The organism is Micromonospora mirobrigensis, assembly GCF_900091555.1.
GTDB classification, from domain to species: Bacteria; Actinomycetota; Actinomycetes; order Mycobacteriales; family Micromonosporaceae; genus Micromonospora; species Micromonospora mirobrigensis.
On sequence record NZ_FMCX01000006.1, the window covers coordinates 79,935 to 93,105 of the forward strand.

The 13,171-nt window shown below is 72.3% G+C and carries 12 protein-coding genes and 1 tRNA gene; 6 read left to right on the top strand and 7 right to left on the bottom strand.

Annotated elements, in window-relative coordinates; genetic code table 11:
• Window positions 1–10: 10 nt before the first annotated feature.
• Window positions 11–1,432, bottom strand: a complete 1,422-nt coding sequence (locus GA0070564_RS20095) for a sensor domain-containing diguanylate cyclase (protein ID WP_091610572.1) — start codon at window positions 1,430–1,432, stop codon at window positions 11–13.
• 178 nt (window positions 1,433–1,610) lie between these two features.
• Between GA0070564_RS20095 and GA0070564_RS20100 the strand changes: the two genes are divergently transcribed.
• Together GA0070564_RS20100 and GA0070564_RS20105 are read left to right on the top strand one after the other, a co-directional pair.
• On the top strand, window positions 1,611–1,925 hold the full coding sequence (locus GA0070564_RS20100; RefSeq protein WP_245670125.1) for a metallophosphoesterase family protein: 315 nt from the start codon (window positions 1,611–1,613) through the stop codon (window positions 1,923–1,925).
• 331 nt (window positions 1,926–2,256) lie between these two features.
• Complete coding sequence (locus GA0070564_RS20105; protein ID WP_091610575.1) at window positions 2,257–3,996, top strand: bifunctional metallophosphatase/5'-nucleotidase; 1,740 nt, start codon at window positions 2,257–2,259, stop codon at window positions 3,994–3,996.
• 145 nt (window positions 3,997–4,141) lie between these two features.
• Here the strand turns inward: GA0070564_RS20105 and GA0070564_RS20110 are convergent, their stop codons facing one another.
• Window positions 4,142–5,416, bottom strand: a complete 1,275-nt coding sequence (locus tag GA0070564_RS20110; RefSeq protein ID WP_091610578.1) for an MFS transporter — start codon at window positions 5,414–5,416, stop codon at window positions 4,142–4,144.
• A gap of 97 nt (window positions 5,417–5,513) precedes the next feature.
• On the opposite strand from GA0070564_RS20110, the gene GA0070564_RS20115 reads away from it, so the two are divergent.
• On the top strand, window positions 5,514–5,987 hold the full coding sequence (locus GA0070564_RS20115; RefSeq protein ID WP_176730757.1) for a hypothetical protein: 474 nt from the start codon (window positions 5,514–5,516) through the stop codon (window positions 5,985–5,987).
• 28 nt (window positions 5,988–6,015) lie between these two features.
• Here GA0070564_RS20115 and GA0070564_RS20120 read toward each other — a convergent pair whose 3' ends face one another.
• Window positions 6,016–7,227 carry a calcium:cation antiporter gene (locus GA0070564_RS20120; RefSeq protein WP_176730758.1) on the bottom strand — a complete coding sequence of 404 codons (1,212 nt, stop codon included), beginning with the start codon at window positions 7,225–7,227 and terminating at the stop codon, window positions 6,016–6,018.
• A gap of 95 nt (window positions 7,228–7,322) precedes the next feature.
• The gene (locus tag GA0070564_RS20125; protein WP_176730759.1) at window positions 7,323–7,775 is read right to left on the bottom strand and encodes an adenylyltransferase/cytidyltransferase family protein; all 453 of its coding nucleotides are present in this window, start codon (window positions 7,773–7,775) and stop codon (window positions 7,323–7,325) included.
• 106 nt (window positions 7,776–7,881) lie between these two features.
• Here GA0070564_RS20125 and GA0070564_RS20130 point away from each other — a divergent pair, with 106 nt between their 5' ends.
• Together GA0070564_RS20130 and GA0070564_RS29430 are read left to right on the top strand one after the other, a co-directional pair.
• Entirely contained in the window at window positions 7,882–9,084 is a 1,203-nt protein-coding gene (locus GA0070564_RS20130; protein ID WP_091610581.1) for an MFS transporter, read from the top strand.
• Between the two features lie 246 nt (window positions 9,085–9,330).
• Window positions 9,331–9,504, top strand: coding sequence for a hypothetical protein (locus GA0070564_RS29430; RefSeq protein WP_176730760.1), 174 nt, complete (start codon window positions 9,331–9,333; stop codon window positions 9,502–9,504).
• Window positions 9,505–9,697: 193 nt separating this feature from the next.
• Here GA0070564_RS29430 and GA0070564_RS20135 read toward each other — a convergent pair.
• Both GA0070564_RS20135 and GA0070564_RS20140 read right to left on the bottom strand, forming a co-directional pair.
• Window positions 9,698–9,774 (bottom strand) — tRNA-Pro (locus GA0070564_RS20135).
• 70 nt (window positions 9,775–9,844) lie between these two features.
• Entirely contained in the window at window positions 9,845–10,738 is an 894-nt protein-coding gene (locus GA0070564_RS20140; protein WP_091610584.1) for a metallophosphoesterase, read from the bottom strand.
• A 25-nt stretch (window positions 10,739–10,763) separates the two neighbouring features.
• Between GA0070564_RS20140 and GA0070564_RS20145 the strand changes: the two genes are divergently transcribed.
• Window positions 10,764–11,219, top strand: a complete 456-nt coding sequence (locus GA0070564_RS20145) for a GatB/YqeY domain-containing protein (protein WP_091610587.1) — start codon at window positions 10,764–10,766, stop codon at window positions 11,217–11,219.
• Window positions 11,220–11,287: 68 nt separating this feature from the next.
• On the opposite strand, the gene GA0070564_RS20150 is transcribed toward GA0070564_RS20145, so the two are convergent.
• The coding region (locus tag GA0070564_RS20150) for a penicillin-binding protein (RefSeq protein ID WP_141714830.1) at window positions 11,288–13,171 on the bottom strand (1,884 nt) is incomplete at its 5' end.

Below are 13,171 nucleotides of genomic sequence, written 5' to 3' on the forward strand. Positions count from 1 at the left end.
GGTTGGAAAGTCAGGCGGCGGCCAGGCGGACGCCGTCGCGGCCCTGCCGCTTCACCGCGTAGAGGGCCTGGTCGGCGCGGGTCAGGGCGCGATCCGGGGCCTCGCCGGGCTGGGCCAGGGCCACGCCGACGCTGATCGTCCGACCGATGCCGCGGGCGGCCTCGGTGAGCCGCTCGGCGATCCGGACCGCCTCGTCGGGGCGGCTCACCTCGATCACCGCGACGAACTCGTCGCCGCCGATCCGGTACAGCTCGTCGCCCTGCCGCAGCGCACCCTCCAGGGCCCGGGCCAGCTCGACCAGCAGCCGGTCACCGGCCTGGTGGCCGTACGTGTCGTTGACGTCCTTGAAGCCGTCCACGTCGATGGCGAGCAGGGCGGTACGCCCCGGCGTGGCGGCCGCGATCCGCTGGCCGAACGGCCCGGTGTGCCGCAGCCCGGTCAGCGGGTCGGAGCTGGCCTGCTCCCGGAGTCGGGCCAGCGTGCGCAGCCGGTCCAGGCAGGTCCACGCCTGCCCGGCGAGCAGCTCCATCAGGTTGACCGTGGTGGGGTCGGGGCGCAGCAGCCGCTCGTCGGCGACGAGCAGCACTCCGCCGGTGTCGGGGGCGCCGACCGGCACCGCCATCAGGGTGCGTACGCCCGCCTGGCTGAGCGGCTCGTACTCGCCGGTGGGGCGGTGCCCGGACTCGCCGAGGGTGTAGCCGGAGCCGTGCCGGTGGGCCCGGGCGATCATCCGGCCCAGCGCCGCAGGCCCGGCCTCGGTCAGCTCGGCCCGGACCCGGCTCTCCAGCTCGCCGGGCGCGTCGGTCGGCCCGCTCACCCGGGGGCCGTCCCGACCGGCGAGGACCAGCACGGCGGCGGAGAGACCGGAGACGTCCCGGGCCGCGCCGATCGCCTCGGTCAGCAGCTGCCACTGGTCGGTGGCGGCGGTCAGGGCGGCGGCGTGCCGGAGCAGCTTCTCGCTGCGGCTCTCGGGCGGCGTCCCGCCGAGCGCCACGATCCGGGCGCCGAGGCGGTCGGCCAGCCGTTCGGCGGTCTCCCGCCAGCGGTCCAGCTCGGTCCCGCCGGTCCACTGGAGGTCGAGCACGCCGATCGGCCGGCCCGCCGGGTCCCGCACCGGCACGCACAGCTCGGCGGTGACGTCGGGGCGTACCGGGAGGTAGTCGGGGTCGACGGTGACGTCGGCGACGGCGGCCCCGCGGTTGGAGCGGTAGACCCGCCCGACGATGCCCTCACCCGGCGACACGGTGGAGAAGACCTGCCAGGAGCCGGTCGCGGCGACGCAGCGCAGCCGGTCGTGGACGCTCAGCAGGACGGAGACGGTGGCCGGGGTGTAGCGGGCCAGCGCGGTGACGGTCCACTGGCACGCCTCGACGGCGGTCGACGCCATCGGCAGGCGGACCGTGACGTCTCGGATGACTCGCTCGTGATCCACGTCGTTCCTGGTGGGAGGGCCCGGACCGGTGCCGGGTGGCGAGATCAAGCGTACTCAGCGCGGGCAGCTCCGCCCACCGTCAAGATCGTCACGGGCTGCTTCGTACACATGTTCCATCCACAGGCTGTGGACACGGCCTGTGGGGTCCCGCGGGCCGGTGGCGGGCGGTAGCGTGTGGATGACCCGACCGCGGGAGGTCCCGGTGCTCATCGCCCAGCTCAGCGACCCGCACGTGACCACCGGTCCGCTGGCCGCCGAGCCGGCCGCCGGGCTGCACCGCGCGCTGGGCCGGGTGCTGGCCCAGCGTCCGCGGCCCGACTGCGTCGTCGTCACCGGCGACCTGGTCGGCAGCGGCCGACCCGACGAGTACGCGGCCCTGCGCGAGATCATCCGGCGGTTCCCGCTGCCGGTGCACCTGGTCCCCGGCAACCACGACGTCGCCGAGCTGGTGGCGGGGGTCTGTCGGGCGACGCCGGCCGAGCGCTCGGCCTGACCGCGACACCCGGCCCTGTCGTGATCCGCCGCCCGGTATCGTCGGCCGTCCGGTCACCATGGACTCATCCGTCCAGGTCCATCCTGGCTACGCCCGGTCCGACCCGGAATTCACCTGCCCGTCATGTCGGAAACGTCGGGAGGATCGGTACCTGTTCCCGGACCCTGATGTGCTCCCCCGGTCGACCGATCGCGGAACGGATGAGACGCTGTCTCGGGCAGCGTCGTGAACTCACCGCTGCCAGCCCGTGATCGACCCCCGTCACCGGCGTCGCCACCCGCTCGGCGCGACTCACCGCCCGGGCAGTGCGCCGAACCTCACGAGGAGTTCCATGTCCATCCCCGGGATGCGTCGGGCCGCGTACGGCCTGACCGCGCTCGCCGTGACCGCGCTCGGCTCGGTCGCCGTCGCCCCCGACCAGGCGGACGCCCGGCCCAAGCCGGTCGACGTCAAGCTGCTCGCCATCAACGACTTCCACGGCAACCTCGAGCCCCCGTCGGGCAGCAGTGGAAGCATCAACGGCGTCCCCGCCGGTGGCGTCGAATACCTGGCCACCGAGCTGGCCAAGCTGCGCGGCGAGTCCAAGAAGGAGCAGAGGCACACCATCACGGTCGCCGCCGGTGACCTGATCGGCGCCTCCCCGCTGCTCTCCGCCGCCTTCCACGACGAGCCCACCATCGAGGCGCTCAACCTGGCCGGCCTCGACTTCGCCAGCGTCGGCAACCACGAGTTCGACGAGGGCGCGGGCGAGCTGCTGCGCATCCAGAACGGCGGCTGCCACCCGGTCGACGGCTGCGCCGACGGCACCCCCTACCTGGGCGCGAACTTCCAGTACCTCTCCGCGAACGCGTTCAAGACCGCGACCGGCCAGCCGCTGCTGCCGCCGTACGCGGTCAAGAAGGTCGACGGGGTCAAGGTCGGCTTCATCGGCATGACGCTGGAGGGCACCCCGGACATCGTCAGCCAGGCGGGCACCGCCGGCCTGAGCTTCGCCGACGAGGCCGAGACCGCCAACAGGTACGCCCGCATCCTGCGCGCCAAGGGCGTGCAGAGCATCGTCGTGCTGCTGCACGAGGGCGGCCAGCAGAGCGTCGGCACCGACATCAACGGCTGCAACGGCTTCTCCGGCCCGATCGTCGACATCGTCAACCGGATGGACCCGTCGATCGACGCGGTGGTCAGCGGGCACACCCACCAGGCGTACAACTGCGAGATCAACGGCAAGCTGGTCACCAGCGCCAGCTCCTTCGGTCGCCTGGTCACCGACATCGACCTGAAGATCGACCGGAAGACCGGCGACGTGCTCACCGCCACGGCGAACAACGTCGTGGTCACCCGGGACGTCGCCAAGGACCCCGCGCAGACCGACCTGATCAGCCGCTACAAGACGGCGCTCGGCCCGGTCGCCACCAAGGTGGTCGGCTCGACCAGCACCGCCATCCCGCGGGCCCAGGAGGTGCTCACCGGCACCTGCCCGGCCGACGCGCCCGGCTGCATCCTCGGTGAGTCCCCGCTGGGCAACCTGATCGCCGACGCGCAGCTCGCCGCCACCGACAACGAGCAGGGCGCGGTCGCCGCGTTCATGAACCCCGGTGGTGTCCGCGCCGACCTCGACGCCGGCCCGGTCACCTACGAGGAGGCGTTCACTGTCCAGCCGTTCACCAACAACCTGGTGACGCTCGACCTGACCGGCGCGCAGCTCTACTGCATGCTGGAGCAGCAGTTCGGCACCAAGGGCAAGACGCTCCAGCCGTCCTCGACGGTCAGCTACGTCTTCGACCCGGCCGGCACCAGCGCGCCGACCGACAACCCCTGCGCCGGCACCCGCGTGGTCCGGGGCAGCCTGACCATCGGTGGCACCCCGGTCGACACCGCCGCCACCTACCGGGTGACGGTGAACAACTTCCTGGCCGGCGGCGGCGACGGGTTCAGCGTCCTCAAGGGCGGGACGAACCTGGTCACCGGCGCCGTCGACCTGGACGCCTTCATCGCCTACCTGGGTGAGAAGTCGCCGGTCTCCGCGCCGACCGACAACCGGATCCGGACCACGGCCGAGGTCCCGGCCGCCTGATCCACCGCAGCACGCGTACGGGCCCCGGAGCAGCCGCTCCGGGGCCCGTCCCCGTTCTCCCCGAGGGCGCGGGGTGTGGCAGGTCAGGCCTTCCTCGGCCGCCGGAGGGCGCGCGAGGCGGCAGGCGGGCCTGAGCGGGCCGGTCTCAGGCGGGGACCGGCTCCTCGGCGCGGGCCACGGGTCGACCGTCCTGGGCCGGGGAGAGCATCGACCGCAGCGAGAGCGCCAGCAGCGAGGCGAGCAGGCAACCGGCCACCACCACGGCCACCCAGATCCGCCCGTCGGCCGCGCCGATCAGCGGCCCGGCGGTCACCGGGCCGATCACCCCGCTCACCCCGAAGATCATCGAGCTCATCGCGTTGTACCGCCCGCGCAGCTCGTCGGTGGCGAGCGCGTTGGTCAGCGCCGGCATCACCGGTGACAGCAGGGTCTCGCCGAAGCCGAAGATCGCCGCGCAGGCCACCACCCCACCCGCCGCCAGCAGCGCCTTCTCCGTACCGACCAGGCCGGCGGCGCCGAGGGTCAACCAGGCGAGGGCGAAGAACGCCCCCACCGCGGCCAGCGCCCGGGTCCGGCTGCGCCCCTCGATGTGCCGGAGGACCAGCAGCTGGGCCAGCACGATGACCACCGTGTTGCCGGCCAGCGCCCAGGCCACCACCCGCGGGCTCACCTCGGCCACCCGGACGGCGTACGCGGTGAAGCCCACCTCGACCTGCGCGTACCCGCAGGTGGTGAGGACCAGACCGAAGACGACCAGCCGGCGGAACGGTCGGTCCCGCAGCACGGTGAGATAGCCGCCCCGCGGCCCGGTCGGGTCGGCGGGGGCGGCGGCGGCCGGCCGGTGCCCCACCGCGGGCAGGCTGAGCAGGATCAGCGCCGGCACCAGGTAGCTCGTCGCGTCGAGCAGGTAGATCAGCTGGAAGGTGGCCGGCCGGGCGATGTCCACGATCGCCCCGGAGGTCAACCCGCCCAGGCCGATGCCGAGGTTGAGCAGGGCGAAGTTCAGGCCGTACACCCGTTGCCGCTCATCGGCGTCGGTGAGCGACGCCAGGATGGTGTTCTGGCCCGACCAGATCGCCGAGCTGCCCACGGCGATCACCGTGGCCACCGCGAACGCCGAGGCCGTCGAGTCGACCAACGCCAGCCCGCCGGTGCCCGCCGCCTCGATCAGCAGGCAGGGCAGCACCACCCGGCGGGCACCGAACCGGTCGATCAGCGTGCCGCCCAGCGGGGAGAGCAGCAGGGTCACCGCTCCGTACCAGCCGATCACCAGGCCGGCGCGCGGGTCGGAGAGCCCGCGCACGTCGGTCAGGTAGATGAACAGGAACGGCAGGGTCAGCCCCCGACCGATCGCCGACAGGAGGGTGCCCACCAGCATCCGGCGGGCTTCCGGGCGGCGGGGGAGGGAGCGGCGCAGCATTTCTGGATTCTCTTCGTAAGGTGTGACAACCCGCGACCCGATTACCGCCGGGCCGGGTGGCCGCGAAGCTGTCGGTGGGGTCTGTAATGCTCGACCGGTGAGCGTGACCTGGCGACACCTGCCCGCACCGGCCCGCGAGATCGCGTCCGCGGCGCAGGACGCGGTGGCCGCTGCGCAGGCCCGTGACGCCGGGGCGTACGAGCCGGCGGTGGCCCGGCTGGCCGCGGCCGACCGGTCCGGGCTGGTCCTCGGCGCGGTGGTGCGGCTGCTGCTGGAGCAGACCAACCCGGACGGCCTGGACGGCGACGACGTCCGGCGGGTGCTGGAAGGCTGCGTCCGCTCCGCCGCGCAGTGGTGGCCCGACGTCGACCCGCACGTGCTGCTGGTGCTGCTCGCCTCCGCCCTGGGTGTCTACGAGCCGGCCGACGACGAGAATCCGCCGGGGCCGGTCGCCGTCGCCGGGCACGGGCCGCTGCTCGTGGCCGACCTGCTCGCGGTCACCGGCCGTCCGCTCGCCGGCTATCTGGAGGCGGCCTTCGCCGAGGTGGCCCGCACCGAGCTGCACGACTGAGCGCGGCCGGTCACCGGCCGGCGACCGGTCACGGGCTGGCGGCGAGGAAGACGAACGCGGCCATCAGCACCAGGTGCACCCCGCCCTGGAGCAGCGTCGCCCTACCCGGCACCACGGTCAGCACACCGGCCACCACCGTCAACGCCAGCAGCGTCAGCTGGGTGCCGCCGAGGCCGAGCAGCAGCGGACCGTCCAGCCAGATCGAGGCGATCGCGATCGCCGGGATGGTGAGGCCGATGCTGGCCATGGCCGAACCCAACGCCAGGTTGAGACTGATCTGCACCCGACCCCGGCGGGCGGCGCGGGCGGCGGCCAGCGTCTCCGGCAGCAGCACCAGCAGGGCGATGATGACACCGACGAAGGACTGCGGCAGGTTCGCCGCCGAGACCCCCGCCTCGATCGTCGGCGACACCGTCTTGGCGTCACCGACCACGGCCACCAGGGCGACCAGCAGCAGCCCGAGGCTGAGCAGGGCGGCCTTCGTGCTCGGCGGGTCGGCGTGCCCGTCACCGTCGGCGTCGACCGGCCCGTCGGGGTCGCCGGCAGGCCGGCTGGTCGCGTCGACCGACCGCCCGGCGGTGCCGGCGGCGGGCCTGGCGGGGGCGACGGCCCGGCTGGTGGCGCCGGCGGGCCGCCCAACCGCCTCGACCGGCAGGAAGTAGTCGCGGTGCCGGCCGGTCTGCACCATCACGAAGAGCCCGTAGAGGGCTAGCGACGCCACCGCGGCGAAGGCCAGCTGGTCCGGGGAGAACTCCGGCCCGGGCCGGCTGGTGGTGAAGCTCGGCACCACCAGGCTCAGCGTGGCGAGGGTGGCCACGGTGGCGAGCGCGCCGCCGGTCCCCTCCGGGTTGAACACGGCCACCCCGCGGCGGAGCGCCCCGAGCAGCAGGGACAGGCCGAGGATGCCGTTACAGGTGATCATCACGGCGGCGAAGACGGTGTCCCGGGCCAGCGCCTGGGCCTTGTCCCCGCCGCTGACCATCAACGTCACGATCAGGGCGACCTCGATGACCGTCACGGCGACCGCGAGCACCAGGGAGCCGTACGGCTCACCCACCTTGTGCGCCACCACCTCCGCGTGGTGCACGGCCGCGAGCACCGCGCCGGCCAGCAGGGCGGCCACCACGGCGATCACGTAGCCGGGGAGGTCACGGTTCCAGGTGACGGCCAGGACGAGGACCGCGAGCACGGGTACGACGACGGTCCAGTCGGTCAGGCGGGATCGGGTCAGCGCGCTCATCGCACAACACTGCCAGAAAGATCCGCCAACCGCCCGTGACGTTCGTCGTTCCGTCCGTTACGGGACGCTCCGACCAGCGGGTGGGACGGAGGCGGTCATTGCTCCCGGGAGGCCGCCGCGTCGAGCACCCGCTGGATCAGCTGGGTGGTGGAGATCTTTCCCGTCCGTCGGACGTAGGCGAGCCTTCCGGACGCCGCCGCGGGCCCGTACACGAACTCGGCCCCCTCGGGCGACAGGTCGTCGCCGTGCACCACCGTGCTGATCCCGTGCGCGGCGAGAAAATCCTCGATTACCCGGAACGGGGCGTCCGCGATCACCTCGTCGACGTACCGGCACGACTCGATCACGGCGACCCGCTCGGCGAGGGTCATGATGGGACGACGCTTGTACGAGGCGGCGGTGTCGTCGGACAGCACGCCGACGACCAGCCAGTCACCGTGGCGGCGGGCCTCCCGCAGGAGCGAGACGTGACCCGCGTGGAACAGGTCGCCCCCCATGTCGACGTAGACCCGCGACGCGGCGGCCGTACTCGTGTCCGGGTTTCGCACAGCGACTCCAAAAATCAGTTGACGGCGTCGATATTCTGATCCTCCGTACTTTCGGCATGCCGTGAGTCGGGAGGGGCCCTGCCCTTCTCCCGACCCAGGAGCCGCAATGCGCCGGGCACCCGCCCTCTCCTTCCTCCTCGTCACCGTCTTCCTGGACATGCTCGGGCTCGGCCTGATCGTGCCGATCCTGCCGGCCCTGCTGACGGCCGTCACCGCGGACGCCAGCTCCGCCGTCCTCTGGTCCGGCCTGATGGGCTCGACCTTCGGCCTGCTCCAGTTCGTCGTCTCACCGCTGCTCGGCCGGCTCTCCGACCGGTACGGCCGGCGGCCCGTCCTGCTCGCCTCGCTGACCTGCCTGGGTGTCGACTGGCTGGCCCACGCCACGGCCCCCGGACCCTGGCCGCTGCTGGCGTTCCACGCCCTCGCGGGGGCGTGCGCGGGGACGTACACGGTGGTCAACGCCTACATCGCGGACATCGCGGAGCCCGACCGGCGGGCCGGCGCGTACGGGTCGATCGGGGCCGCCTTCGGGCTGGGCTTCGTCGCCGGACCCACCATCGGCGGGCTGCTCGGCGCGGTCGACGTACGCCTGCCGTTCTTCGCCGCGGCGACGCTCTCCCTCGCCAACGTCGCCTACGGCTGGTTCGTGCTGCCCGAGTCCCGCCCCGGCGACCGGACCACCCGGCTGACCCTGCGGACGGCGAACCCGATCGGCGCCATCGCTGCCGTCCTGCGCCGGCCGGTGCTCGGGCGGCTCGCGTACGCCCACCTCTGCGCCGACGTGGCCCGGATGATCCACCAGTCGACATGGGCGTTCTTCCTCACGTACCGGTTCGCCTGGGACACCACCCGGGTCGGCCTGGTGCTGGCGGCCGGCGCGCTCGCCGGCGTGGTCTTCCAGGCCCGGGCGGTCGGGCCGGTCGTGCGGCTGCTCGGCGAGAAGCGGACCGCCGTGACGGGGAGTCTGGTCGGCGCGGCGTCGCTGCTGGGTACGGCCTTCGTCACCGAGCCGTGGCTGCTCTACGTCCTGGTGGCGGTCGGCGTGCTCGGCTCGGTCGCCGGGGCGGCAGCGCAGTCGTGGGTCTCACGCAGCGTCCGACCCGACGAGCAGGGCGCCGTGCAGGGAGCGCTGACCGGGATCGGCGCGCTGGCGGAGACCGTGGTGCCGGTCACGGCGGGCGCGGCGTTCGGGTGGTTGCTGGCGTACGCGCCACCGGGGCTGATCTTCGTGGCGGCGGCGGGGTGCGCGGCGCTGTCGGCGTTGCTGCTGGCCCGGACGCCCGACGCCCGGCCGGTGCCGCTGCGCTGAGCGGCTGGACCCGTTGTTCTCGGGCCTGCATTTGGAGTGACCGGATGGACGCGTCCGCCGAGTCGAGGGCCGGTTTGGTCCGCCCTGCTCCCGGGAGCGACGAGCCAGACGTTTGTAAGGTTCCCGCAAAGAGTTCGAAGCTTTAGGTGGGTTCTTGACGATTGCTCCCGTGGTCCTTATTTTGGGATTGTTTGGAGTGCATGATCCGCCAGTGGCGCGAGCCTCTGATCAAAGGGCACTCCCAAATTGACTAGTGAACTCCTCGTCGGCGGTACCGTGGCCGCCGGCGGCTATCTGCTCCTGATCTCGATCGTGGCCCTCGTCGCGGCCGCTCATCCGGACGAAAAGCGCCGCCATGACGCCGCGAAGGTGCTCGACAAGCTCATGAAGTTCGGCCGGGGCAGGTCGAGGCTTCTCTGAGCCCGTGCCGTTGCAGCGACTGGGAGCGCCACCGGCGAGCTGAATGAACCTGGCATGTCGGCCACGAACCGGGAGTGAGACGTCGCGCCGGACACCTCGGACTCGGACCAGCTGGTCGGCGTGACCGGGAGCGGCCATCCCCGGAAACGAATCAAGGCCCCTCCGTGGAGGGGCCTTGACCTTCACTTACCTCTGGTCGGGGTGGCCGGATTCGAACCGACGACCTCTTCGTCCCGAACGAAGCGCGCTACCAAGCTGCGCCACACCCCGAGGCGTGCCGACAAATAGTAGCCCACCCGCTCCGAAGGTCAAACTCGGTACCCCCCGGTGCCGGTGCGCCTCAGCGGGGGATCAGCGTGAGCACGCTCGCCTCCGGCGGGCAGGCGAACCGGATCGGCGCGGTCGGGTGGGTGCCGAGGCCGGCGGAGACGTGCAGCCAGGAGTCGGAGCCGGGCCAGCGGTGCAGCCCGCGGGCCATCGACCGGGGCAGGCCGCAGTTGGTGACCAGGGCGCCGTACCCGGGCACGCAGACCTGGCCGCCGTGGGTGTGCCCGGCCAGGAGCAGGCCGAAGCCGTCGCCGGCCATCCGGTCGAGCACGGCCGGCTCGGGGGAGTGGGTCAGCGCGATGGTGACGTCGGCGGCGGGGGAGGCCGGGCCGGCCACTGCGGCGTAGTCGTCCCGTTCGATGTGCGGGTCGTCGACGCCGAGCAGCTCGACCGCCCGGCCGCCGGCCTTGACGGTGGTGCGGGCGTTGTTCAGGTCGATCCAGCCGGCGCCGGTGAAGATCCCCCGCAGCTCCTCGTGGGGCAGCTCGACGCCCTCGGTGTACTCCCGGTCCGGCAGGAAGTAGGTGAACGGGTTCTTCCAGACCGGCCCGGTGTAGTCGTTGGAGCCGAAGACGAAGGCGCCAGGGAAGTCGAGCAGCGGCTGGAGGGCGCGCAACACGCCGGGCACCGCGGCGGGGTGCGCCATGTTGTCCCCGGTGACCACCACCAGGTCCGGGTCGAGGGCGGCGAGCGAGGCCACCCAGTCCTGCTTGCGCCGCTGGTCGGGCATCATGTGCAGGTCGGACAGGTGCAGGATGCGCAGCGGTTCCGCGTCCGCCGTGAGCACCGGCACGTCGTACCGGCGCAGGGTGAACCTGTTGCGTTCCACGAGCGAGGCGTAGGCGAGGGTGGCCGCACCGGTGACGGCGGTGGCGGTCGCGAGCCGGAATAGTGTGCGCTTTCGCATGGCGTTCAGGGTAGTTTGACCGACCATGAGCACGCTGAAGGACCGTCTCACCACCGACCTGCGCGCAGCCCTCAAGGCGCGCGACGAGCTGACCACCTCCACCCTGCGGATGGCCCTGGCCGCCGTGGGCACCGCCGAGGTCGCCGGCAAGGCCAAGCGCGAGCTCACCGACGACGAGGTGCTCGCGGTGCTGACCAAGGAGGCGAAGAAGCGGCGGGAGGCCGCCACCGCCTTCGCCGACGCCGGCCGGAGCGAGCAGGCGAGCAAGGAGACCGCCGAGGGTGAGGTGCTGGAGCGCTACCTGCCCAGGCAGCTCGCCGAGGACGAGCTGGCCGAGCTGGTCGCGGGAGCGCTCGCCGCGGGCGGCTTCACCGGCAAGGCGCAGATGGGCCCGGCTATGAAGGCGGCCCAGGCCGCGGTGGCCGGCCGGGCCGAGGGTGGTCGGGTCGCCGCCGAGGTACGCCGGCAGCTCGGCCTGTAACTTCCCGCGTACGCGAAACGGGCGGGCCCCCTCGCGGGGTGCCCGCCCGTCCGTCGGCGGTGGACCGGTCAGCCGCGTGGCTTGCCCGGCTTGGTGGGCGGCCCCGGTGGCGGCGGGATCACCGTGGTGCCCGGCAGCGGCGGCGTGGGCGTCGGCGTGCCGGCGCTGACCAGGATGGTGATCACCCCGCCCTTGGTGGACTTGCCGTCCGGACTGGTGCCGGCGGCGGTGTTCTTGCCGCAGCTGGAGGGCACCGGGACCCCGGCGACCACCGGCTGGAAGCCGGCGTCGCGGAGCTTGGACTTGGCGACGTCGATCGGCAGGCAGGTCACCCCGGGAACGGACTTCAGGTCACCGACCACGACCTTGCCGCTCGGCGGTGTCCAGTCCAGACGAGGCTTGCCCTTCATGGCGTCCCGCAGGGTCTCCATGACCGGAGGGTTGATGCCGTCCGGCTCCTTGTGACCCATCTTGACGTTGGTCTGCGGCCAGTCCGGGTCGGCCATGATGCCGGCCACCGCGTACTGCCGGGTCATTGCGACCAGGGCCGACGTCTTGTCCGAGTCGGTGGTGCCGGACTTGCCGGCAACCGGGGCGTTGACGATGCCCCTGGTCTCGCGGGCGGTGCCGTTGCCGCCGCACTTCGAGGTGGAGGAGTGGTCGCCCACCGGGCAGCGCGCCGCGTCGATGGCGGCCCGGGCCACCTCGGTGCTGATGCGCTGCTCGCAGCTCGGGTTGGCGATGTCGAGCTTCTTGCCGTCCGGGCCCTTGATCTCCTGCACCGGGATCGGGTTGCAGTACTTGCCGTCCGCGGCGAGTGTGGCGTACGCGTTGGCCAGCTCCAGCGGGGTGGTCTGGGAGACGCCCAGGGTGAAGGCGCCCCACTGGTTGGCGCCGCCCTCCTTGGTGGCCCGGCGGGCGTCGTCGCTGTCCCGGAAGGTGATGCCGAGCTTCTGCGCCACCTTGATCACGTTCTCGGCGCCGACCTCCTGCTCCAGGGCGACGAAGAAGGTGTTCACCGACTTGCCGAAGGCGCTCCACATGGTCTGCACGCCGGCCATGCTCTTCACCGAGTTCTTCGGGCAGTAGAAGTGCGTGCCCTTGCAGGCGGCCGGGCTGCCCTTCTGGATGATGTAGTTCGACTGGAACTGGTCCGGGGCGTTGAAGGTCCGGCCGAGGGGAACGCCCTTCTCCAGGGCGGCGACCATGGTGAACATCTTGAACGTCGAGCCAGCCTGGTAGCCCTTGATGTCGCCGCCGCCGGTGAGCAGCGGGACCACCGTGTTCGGGTAGTTGCCCCGGATCTTCAGCTTGGCCTTCGCCGGGTTGCTGGAGAGCTTGTTCTGCGGGCGCGCCGGGTTGTCGAGCTTGAAGTTCCGGTTCACCGACAGCGCCCGGACCCGGCCGGTGCCCGGCTCGACCACGGCGAGCATCCGGGCCTTCTTGCTGTTCACGCCCAGGTTCCGCCGGACCGCGGCGTCGGCGCCGTCCTGCGCCTGCGGGTCGAGGGTGGTGACGATGGTGTAGCCGCCGCTCTTGAGCCGCCGCTCCCGGTCGTAGGTGGTGGAGCCGAAGGTCTCCTGCGCCATCCACCAGCGGTAGAAGTAGTCGCAGAAGAAGCCCCAGCCCTTCTTGTTGGTGGAGACACAGCCGTTGGGGGTGCGCTTGTCCTTCACCACCATCTTGGTGGCGAGGGCCTTGTCCGCCTCGGCCTGGGTGATCGCCTTGGTGATCACCATGTTCTTGATGACGTAGTTGCGCCGGTCGAGGGCGAGCGGGTAGCCGGCCTTCGTGGTCGGGTCGTTGGTGGTCGGCGCCTTGACCATGCCGGCCAGCATCGCCGCTTCCTCGATCTTCAGCTTGCTGGGCGGCTTGCCGAAGTAGACCTGGCTGGCGGCGTAGATGCCGTACGCGCCGTTGCCGAACGAGGCGATGTTCAGGTAGCGCTCCAG

Coding starts and splice junctions, on each gene's coding strand:
- GA0070564_RS20100 (WP_245670125.1), top strand. CDS start 1,611: ATGACCCGACCGCGGGAGGTCCCGGTGCTCATCGCCCAGCTCAGCGAC.
- GA0070564_RS20105 (WP_091610575.1), top strand. CDS start 2,257: ATGTCCATCCCCGGGATGCGTCGGGCCGCGTACGGCCTGACCGCGCTC.
- GA0070564_RS20110 (WP_091610578.1), bottom strand. CDS start 5,416: ATGCTGCGCCGCTCCCTCCCCCGCCGCCCGGAAGCCCGCCGGATGCTG.
- GA0070564_RS20120 (WP_176730758.1), bottom strand. CDS start 7,227: ATGAGCGCGCTGACCCGATCCCGCCTGACCGACTGGACCGTCGTCGTA.
- GA0070564_RS20130 (WP_091610581.1), top strand. CDS start 7,882: ATGCGCCGGGCACCCGCCCTCTCCTTCCTCCTCGTCACCGTCTTCCTG.
- GA0070564_RS20140 (WP_091610584.1), bottom strand. CDS start 10,738: ATGCGAAAGCGCACACTATTCCGGCTCGCGACCGCCACCGCCGTCACC.
- GA0070564_RS20145 (WP_091610587.1), top strand. CDS start 10,764: ATGAGCACGCTGAAGGACCGTCTCACCACCGACCTGCGCGCAGCCCTC.